Origin of the sequence: Methanobrevibacter sp. (genome assembly GCF_045577275.1) — an archaeon.
Classification (GTDB): domain Archaea; phylum Methanobacteriota; class Methanobacteria; order Methanobacteriales; family Methanobacteriaceae; genus Methanobrevibacter.
The window spans coordinates 1-8349 of sequence record NZ_JAZNIB010000018.1 but is presented as its reverse complement, the minus strand read 5'-3'; the positions used below and the strand labels follow the sequence as shown (position 1 = coordinate 8349).

Sequence of the window (8349 nt, the reverse complement as noted above, 5' to 3'; positions counted from 1 at the left end):
TTTCAAAATTTTTATTTTTTTTAAAATTTTTTAATGTCCAATTTTTTTCTCATGTATATTTTTCAGCTATGAATTTTTTGTTCAAGTATACTTTTTTCATGAAATTTGGAAAATTTTCAAAATAATTTCATTTTTTTATTTTTTCATTTGCCTGATTCTATCAAAACTCTATAAAAACCAGATTCAAATCCATTTAGATAAAAATATTATATAGTTTTTACAAACTCTAATTATATCCTAAAAAACTTACTATGGGGATTTTTATGAATTTTAATTTGGAAAATAAAAATTTTGATCTTTTTCATCCACTGATTCTGGTTTTCATGGTGATTCTATTCTTGATTATTGCCATGCCTATGTGGTATTTCTATGGAAAATTGCCATCTCCAAATATTGACTTGTATCTTTATATTGGAATTGGACTTTTGTTTTTCATTGCAGGCATCTGCCTTAGCAAATATCTATTGGAAAATAGATTCAATCTTTCCAAAGCAGATTCAAGTTTGAAAAATCCTCAGAAATTAAGCTTATTTGAAAGCTATTCTAAAAATGAACTTATTTTAGTTGGAATTGTTTCTGTGGGAATAATCCTTCAAATCATAAACATAGCATTGCTTGGAGGAATTCCTCTTTTCTCAGCAACATTGAAGGCCAAGGCTGCAACAAAGATTTGGCTTATATCCTACATAATATTCCTGCCGTCAATCAACATTTTGCTTGCCAAATACAATAGAAATTCTCATTATGTGCTGTTGATTTTAGGTTTATTGCTGTTTGCTCTAACTGGCTACAGAACAACACCTATTGCAATCATGCTATCTGCACTCATAACTTTGTATTATACAAGAGATGTTGACTTGAAGTACATAATTTTTGCAATCATAGCCATTGCCCTTATGCTTTTGGTTGTAGGATTCATTGCAGTTCAAGCAATCAGCTGGCAACATTGGTCATTGAATCCGATAGAGCTTGTATCCTATAGGGCTGCATTTACATTGAACATCCTGTCTCAGGCAATAGCAAATCAATTTGCCACAATGGGAAATCTGTTCTACAGCACACTTACAGGATTCTTCACACATACAGATCCAAGGGTATTGGTGGGCATAGCAACTATCGGCAGAAATCATTCCATCACTTCAACCATTTTCGGTCCTGCATTGCTTGACTTTGGAATAGTTGGAATGATAGTCCAGATGATTTTCTTAGGACTTATATTGAAGACTTTACATTATATGCAAAGTCATAAGAAGAGCATATTTACGGCATTTTACGGAATACTTCTTGCACAAACAATAATATGGATAGAAACAGGCCCAACTGATGTGGTGGTTTGGCTGTTCTATTTGATGGGAATTTTCATCATCATACATGGATTGAGGGGTGTTGAAGATGGAATCTAAAAACATAGCTATTGCTGGAGAAATCACTCCATCAAAAACAATCATTCCAATCATTGAAAAGTTGATGGAGTATGAAAAGGACTCCAAATTGAACTTTAAGATCAATAAGATAATAGGCCTTTATCATGGAGAATCTTCCAAGGCATTTCTTGAACCTTACTGTGATAGTGTATATTCTATTGGAGAAGGTAGGAGAGGCAAGAAAAATTCCAAGGGTAAATTGGCATATCTCATTTCAAAAGATATCCTCAAGTCTTTAAATGCGCTTAAGGGAAAGGGCATCGATCTACTCATTACTGCAGGAAATGCCGGAGATGTAAGAAAGGCAATACTTGCAGCAAACATGTTGAGGATTCCGGTTCTCCATATAGAACAGGATATCTACAATCCTATAGAATCCATTTCCCAAGCAAACCTTGTAACAGTTCCATCTGAAGAGTATAAGGAGTATCTTGAGAAAAATTATGGCTTGAACAATGTAGTCAACATTGAAGGATATCCTATGGCAAAGTATGTTGACAATCATATCAAAGGTGACAATCTGATAGATAAGGATGAAATCTACGGAGAATATGGAATGAAGGAATACGTTCTTGTTGTCCTTGGAGGGGACCTTAAGGATGAGGATATTGAACCTATGATAAGAGCCATAGAGGAGCTTAACCTAAAGGCCTTGATTGCACCTTACAGATTCGACAGAAACATGGTTCAGGATTTGGTCCTATCACCAAACATTAAGGTTTTGCCCCAATATGTAGACCTTTTAAGCTTCATGAATGCAGCTTCCCATCTCATCTATGCTGCAGGTATGGGCATGACAATAGAGGCAGGAGTATTTAATATTCCATCATTGAAGATAGAAGGATTCCATAAGACCCATGGCAGTGTTGATTTGGCTAAATCATTAAACATTCCAATTGTAAAAATAGAAGAAATTCCACAGGCATTTGAAAATCTACCAGAACAAAAAGAGTCAGATCTTGTAAAAAATAGTGAAGTGGCAATAGAAAAAGTGGTGGAGTTAATCAATGAATTCGATGCCAAAGACTTGAGTAGAAGCGGATTCAAATCTACCAAGAAAATTTGGGATAGTCGTAAGGTATACAGATAATCATTTTTCTTTTTTCTTTTTTATGGATGATAAAAAATATGCATTTTTATCTAGCTCAATTAGTCTGCATCCTCTTCCATTGTTTCAAGATAAAAGCTTACTGGACGGAATCCATCATTGCATGAAATCATGGCTGATTTTTTATTCTTCATCCATCCATCATAAAAGTCCTCTGCACCATTTGCCAATGCCAATACAAATGGAGAAAGACTTTCCCATGCGCTGTCACAGAAATCTTCAGGTTTTTCCCATCCATTTGCAATGAAGACATCTCCACATTCCACATCACATTCATGTTCCAATGGATTTTCGTACTTTTCAATCAAGTCATCATGTCGGACTTTTCTCATGACAGTAATCTTAACTTTTTTCATTTGATTCACCTAAGTATCTTTTTTTAATATTTTCTTTCTCTTATCATTTATATTTTAAATTTTAGCATCAAACTTTTTTTCACAATTTAATTTTAAATTTTTTTCATGAACTTAATTTCCTTATCAAAAAATTTTAAATATCAAAATCCAATTATATTAAACTAACTAATTTTTTAAGATTATAGGAAAGGTTTTGAAATGGATAGGAAATTGATTGTCAGATATGTTTTGCTCATTCTTGGTGTTAGCATAATGTCCTTAGGGATTGCGTTATCACTTAAGTCCACATTAGGCACTCCACCTATTTCATGCATTCCAGCTGTTTTATGCCTAGCCTTTCCATGGACTGTAGGAGAATTCACCATAGTCTTCAATGCTTTGCTTGTTGTATTCCAAATGGTTCTCCTCAGGAAAATCACATTATCTCAATTGGCTCAAATGTTGGTTTGTGTACTATTCGGATACATGATAGATTTTAATCTTTTGCTTATTGACTTCATTCATCCAACTAATTATCTTAGTCAATGGATCCTGATTATATTAGGTTGTCTTGTAATGGCATTCGGCCTTATGATTGAAGTAAAATCAGACATCACAATGCTTCCTGGAGACGGTGCTGTAGTGGCTATTGCAGAAGTTCTGCATACAGACTTCGGTAAGGTGAAGCCATTTTTTGACATTACAATTGTAGCTATTGGAGTTATTTTGGCATTAACATTACTGGGCCATCTTGAGGGAGTTCGTGAAGGAACCATATTTGCTGCTATTTCAGTTGGATTCATGATTCAATTTTACGTTAAGCTATTCGGTGAAAAAATTGATGATTATTTGGAAAGATAATAGTTTGTTTCCTTCAATTTTTCATTTTAAAGTTATTAATTTTTTTCTTAAATTTATGAATTTCATAAAACTTCTTAACTGTATTTGTTCTTTAAAATAATCGTAATTTGACCTTTATTTTTCATTTATTTTTTTATAGATTTACAAAAATTTTTTTCTAATATATAAAGTTTTTTATTTGTTTTTTTACATTAACTTTATAAAAAGAAAATACTATAAATATAATTGTGATATTATGGTAGTTAAAATTGCTATATTAAGAAGTGGTAATATTGGTACTTCACCAATATTAGATTTATTATTAGACGAAAGAGCAGACAGACCAAACATCGACGTAAGAGTCTTTGGATCTGGAGCAAAAATGAACCCTGAACAAGTCGAAGACGTTGTACCTAAGTTTGAACAATTCGACCCAGATTTCTGTATTTTCATTAGCCCAAACCCAGCAGCACCTGGTCCAGCTAGAGCAAGAGAATTATTATCTGAAATAGATAAACCTGCTATTATCATTGGTGACGCTCCTGGTAAAGGTAAGAAAGATGAAATGGATGAACAAGGTTTAGGTTACATTATTGTTATGGCAGACCCAATGATCGGTGCAAAAAGAGAATGGTTAGACCCAACTGAAATGGCTATTTTCAACGCTGACATCATTAAGGTATTAGCTGAAACCGGTGCTTTAAGATTAGTACAAAAAACCATTGACGGTGTAATCGAAGCTGTTGCAGCAGGTAACGAAGTAGAATTGCCTAAACTCATTATTACTGCTGAAAAAGCTGTAGAAGCAGCAAAATTCCAAAACCCATACGCAAAAGCAAAAGCTATCGCTGCATACGAAATGGCTGGCGCTGTAGCAGGTTTAGACATGAAAGGTTGTTTCATGACCAAAGGTTACGAAAACTTCATTCCTTTAGTAGCTGCTGCTCACGAAATGGCTGCATGCGCTGCTGCTTTAGCAGGTGAAGCAAGAGAAATTGAAAAATCCAACGACACTGTATTAAGAACTCCTCACATGAAAGAAGGAAACGTTGGTTGCAAACTCGATTTAATCAGCAAACCAGAATAAGTGTATTGGATTTAAGTAGCTTTTAGCTACTTATTTTCTTTTTTCTTTTTTAAAACAAATTCAAATCAAATCAATAAATCAAATCTCAAATCAAAAACAAAATTTACTTTTTTTCTATTTTTTATTTAACTCATTTTTAGCACTTTTTATCATAAGATATGATTCGTTAAAATACAAACAATCATTGGTGATTCTATGGCATCTATAGATTATTTTGAATGTGAAGACTGCGGTTTCAAATGGAAAGATCAAGGCCCATTGTTTTTCTTCCTAAATGAGAATGAAGAGATTGAGGAATACATTTTACTTAGAACTGCAATGGATTTGGATAAGGATTCTCCAATTTCAGGAGACATTGTAGAGACATATTGCGTAAACTGTGATAGGAAAATAAAGATCTATGTCATTTCATTAATTAAAAAACCATTTACTGAAGAGGAAGCTATTGGTCTTATTGAAAAGTTGGCAGATGAAAACAGGATTTCCAATAAATATCTTAAGCCATACATTAGGCAATCAGACTTGGAGGATGATGGATTTAGAGTTGACCTGTCTCGAAACTTCCATAGTTCCAAAAGATATTCATGTCCTAACTGCAATAGTGAGATACCTAAGCATATCCTATCTAAAAATGCATGTCCAAAATGCGGTGGAGTAATAAAGGTAGTGGATGGAATGTGTTTGGATAAGTTATAGTCTGCTATGTTAAATTCTAATTATTAAAAAGTAGTCATAAAAAAAGTTTTGAAAAATTAGTATTAAATAAGAAAAAAAGAGAAAAAGAGAAAAAGAGAAAAATAATGTTTTAAAACTTTAAAAGTTATAAAACACCTTTTGTGCTTAATATTTCATCATGCTCAATCTTGCATGCATCATACATTGATTTTGCAAATGCCTTGAAGACTGCTTCGCATTTGTGGTGGTCATTTGCTCCTTCACAGGTTCCATATACATTTATCTTTGCACTGGATGCAAATGATTCAAAGAAGTGAACAACGACATCACTGCTTAAATCTCCAATCTTATCGCATTTGAAATCAAGTTTCATATTGCAGTAGCTTCTTCCGCTTATGTCTATGGCAACAGTTGCAACTGAGTCATCCATAGGGACAATTGCATGACCCATTCTTCTGATTCCTTTCTTGTCGCCAATCGCTTCAGCGAAAACTTCACCTAACAATATGCCTACATCCTCTACAGTGTGGTGATCGTCTATTTCAATATCACCGATTGCCTTGATTTTCAAATCAATGAAACTGTGTCTGGAAAAGGACTCTAACATATGATTGAAGAAGTTGACTCCGGTGTCAATTTCATATTTTCCAGTTCCATCAATATTCAATTCTATTTCGATATCTGTTTCAGATGTTTTTCTTGAAGCCTTAGCTATTCTTGTCATCGAATCACTCACTTAAAATTGTAACCATTTTCAGCAAAATTTTAAACTATAATTTAATTAAAGCAACGATTAATTATTCATTCATCAGGTGCATTTCTCTCTATTTTAATTGCATCTGGACCACATTTCATTGCACATAGTGTACAGACATGGCAATAATCTAGATTTGATACACTAGCAACCTCTCCAATTGTCCAAATATACCCACCTTTTGGACAAATTTCCTTACAGTTACCACATGCAATACATTTGTCCTCATCAACTATAATTTTTAAAATTTGCATCACCTATTGAATAATTTTATAATAATCCTATTTATTAGTTAATTTATTTTTATATATAAAATTATTTACAAAATACATTAATTTAAGTTATTTTCATGATTTATAATTTTAAAGTAGCTATTGACAATGCTTTAAAACCAATGAAAACCTCTTTTCCTAAGCTTAAATCAAGGTCTTTTCCAGCAGACAATGTAATGTCTGAGTAGATTTCAACCTCATCCACATTGATTTTTACACGAACCATTTCATCCTTAAGTCTCATTTCGGTAACTACTCCCTTAAAGATGTTTCTGATGCTTGAAGCTTGAGGTTCCAACATTATGAAAATGTTGTCATAGCTTATCAATGCCAATATCTTATCTCCAACGTCATATTCTTTTTTCAAAGGAATGGTTATGGTCAGTTTATTCATTTGAATTTTCATGACTCCCTTTTCCTTATCGATTTCAAGAACTTCCGCTTCGATTTCATTGGTTTCTCTATGGAGCTCCATGATTGCATTGATCTTTTTGCATTCCTTTAAGATCTGCAATCCCTCTTCGGTTAGGGTGGTACTACCTCCGCCACCGCTTCCTCCTTTTTTGGTATTTACAATAGCTATATCCAATGTAGATTCGATTTTATCAATATAATTTAAAGCAGTTCTATAGGAAATTTTACAAAGTTTAGCTGCTTCTGTAATAGATTCCATTTCATTGATGTATGTCAATAGATTGTACTTCTTTTGATCCAATAGAAAAGAGTTTCCATCTACATTAATTTTATATTCTACACCAGCTTTTACTTCAGTCATTTGAATCGTCCCTTTTTTCCTTAACAACTTATCATTGTTCAAAATCACCTTATACTGATATATTGTATATTCTTTTTAATAGTTATAATTTTTTATTTGCCTTTCGTTGATTATTTTTAATATTCTATCTTCTTAAATGAATTAAATTAGAGATAGGGCTAAAAAAACTATTTAAAATCATTTTTCTATCGTTATGAACTTTTTAAGTAATCGATATGTCATTTAAAAATGCACTTAAAAATATGTCGATATGAATAAAAAGAAAATTTAATCATTGAATAATATTTCTGAGATTTAAATTAAAAAGAGTAAATTAAAAAGAGTAAAAAATGTTCTAAAGTTTAATCTTCAGAACTGTATTTATCCAAGAAGTCAAGGAACTTGTTTGCCTTATCTTTTAAAGGACCTAACTTTCTGGCGAATTTTCTGAATCCTGCCACATCCTCATGTGATAATGTTCTTAATGCCACGATTGCAATCATATAGATTATTGGACAGATGATCAAACCTGCTATGAGTCCATAGCTATTGCTTGGAAGTACAAGCACAGGCAATGCCATGATAATTGAAGCTATTGTAACCTTAGCTAAAAACACATATGGGGCATGGGTTTTGGTCAGTCTGAACTGCAATAGGAACATTGGTATCATCATTACGAATGAAGCTATTGTAGTTGCCAATGCACCACCTTCAATACCGTAATTCGGAATAAGATACAAACCAAGGCCAAATGTTATTATACATCCGAATATCAAAAGATACATTGGTATTCTTGGGTTACCGATACCTTGAACGATACTTCCGGAAATTGTATATATTGAGTAGAATGTCATACCGATAACAAGTATTGCAAGGGACATTGCACCATTCATGTATGCAGAATTGGTAAAGTATACAAGGCCCATAATCTCTTTAGCGAATATGGCTATTCCTACACACATTGGAATAACAAAGAACATTCCATACTTATAGGATGCATTTACATATTTTTCAAGCAATGCCTGATCCTTTAAGGCAAATGCTTCAGATGCTGCAGGAAGAATTGTTGTAGCAAGGGAACTTGATACAATCAAAGGAAG

10 protein-coding genes are annotated in these 8349 nt (G+C 33.0%); 5 read left to right on the top strand and 5 right to left on the bottom strand.

What is annotated here, in order from left to right:
- Positions 1-263 precede the first annotated feature (263 nt).
- Both ACKI67_RS00740 and ACKI67_RS00735 read left to right on the top strand, forming a co-directional pair.
- A complete protein-coding gene (locus ACKI67_RS00740) occupies positions 264-1403 on the top strand; it encodes an oligosaccharide repeat unit polymerase family protein (protein ID WP_407461471.1) in 1140 nt (379 codons plus the stop codon).
- Entirely contained in the window at positions 1393-2514 is a 1122-nt protein-coding gene (locus tag ACKI67_RS00735) for a hypothetical protein (protein WP_407461470.1), read from the top strand. Before ACKI67_RS00740 ends, ACKI67_RS00735 begins: the two co-directional genes overlap by 11 nt.
- Before the next feature lie 59 nt (positions 2515-2573).
- On the opposite strand, the gene ACKI67_RS00730 is transcribed toward ACKI67_RS00735, so the two are convergent.
- Positions 2574-2888 carry a TIGR04076 family protein gene (locus ACKI67_RS00730; RefSeq protein WP_407461469.1) on the bottom strand — a complete coding sequence of 105 codons (315 nt, stop codon included), beginning with the start codon at positions 2886-2888 and terminating at the stop codon, positions 2574-2576.
- A 198-nt stretch (positions 2889-3086) separates the two neighbouring features.
- Here ACKI67_RS00730 and ACKI67_RS00725 point away from each other — a divergent pair, with 198 nt between their 5' ends.
- From ACKI67_RS00725 to ACKI67_RS00715, 3 genes are all read left to right on the top strand, one after another.
- A complete protein-coding gene (locus ACKI67_RS00725) occupies positions 3087-3728 on the top strand; it encodes a YczE/YyaS/YitT family protein (protein ID WP_407461468.1) in 642 nt (213 codons plus the stop codon).
- A 235-nt stretch (positions 3729-3963) separates the two neighbouring features.
- Positions 3964-4794 (top strand): F420-dependent methylenetetrahydromethanopterin dehydrogenase, encoded by an 831-nt coding sequence (locus ACKI67_RS00720; RefSeq protein ID WP_407461467.1) that lies wholly within the window; start codon positions 3964-3966, stop codon positions 4792-4794.
- 195 nt (positions 4795-4989) lie between these two features.
- Positions 4990-5490 (top strand): hypothetical protein, encoded by a 501-nt coding sequence (locus ACKI67_RS00715; protein ID WP_407461466.1) that lies wholly within the window; start codon positions 4990-4992, stop codon positions 5488-5490.
- Between the two features lie 124 nt (positions 5491-5614).
- Here ACKI67_RS00715 and hisB read toward each other — a convergent pair whose 3' ends face one another.
- The 4 genes from hisB to ACKI67_RS00695 all read right to left on the bottom strand — a co-directional run.
- The gene (hisB, locus tag ACKI67_RS00710) at positions 5615-6193 is read right to left on the bottom strand and encodes an imidazoleglycerol-phosphate dehydratase HisB (RefSeq protein ID WP_407461465.1); all 579 of its coding nucleotides are present in this window, start codon (positions 6191-6193) and stop codon (positions 5615-5617) included.
- A gap of 77 nt (positions 6194-6270) precedes the next feature.
- Entirely contained in the window at positions 6271-6477 is a 207-nt protein-coding gene (locus tag ACKI67_RS00705; protein WP_407461464.1) for a 4Fe-4S binding protein, read from the bottom strand.
- Between the two features lie 100 nt (positions 6478-6577).
- Complete coding sequence (locus ACKI67_RS00700) at positions 6578-7270, bottom strand: TOBE domain-containing protein (RefSeq protein WP_407461463.1); 693 nt, start codon at positions 7268-7270, stop codon at positions 6578-6580.
- A 341-nt stretch (positions 7271-7611) separates the two neighbouring features.
- The coding region (locus ACKI67_RS00695; RefSeq protein ID WP_407461462.1) for a polysaccharide biosynthesis C-terminal domain-containing protein at positions 7612-8349 on the bottom strand (738 nt) is incomplete at its 5' end.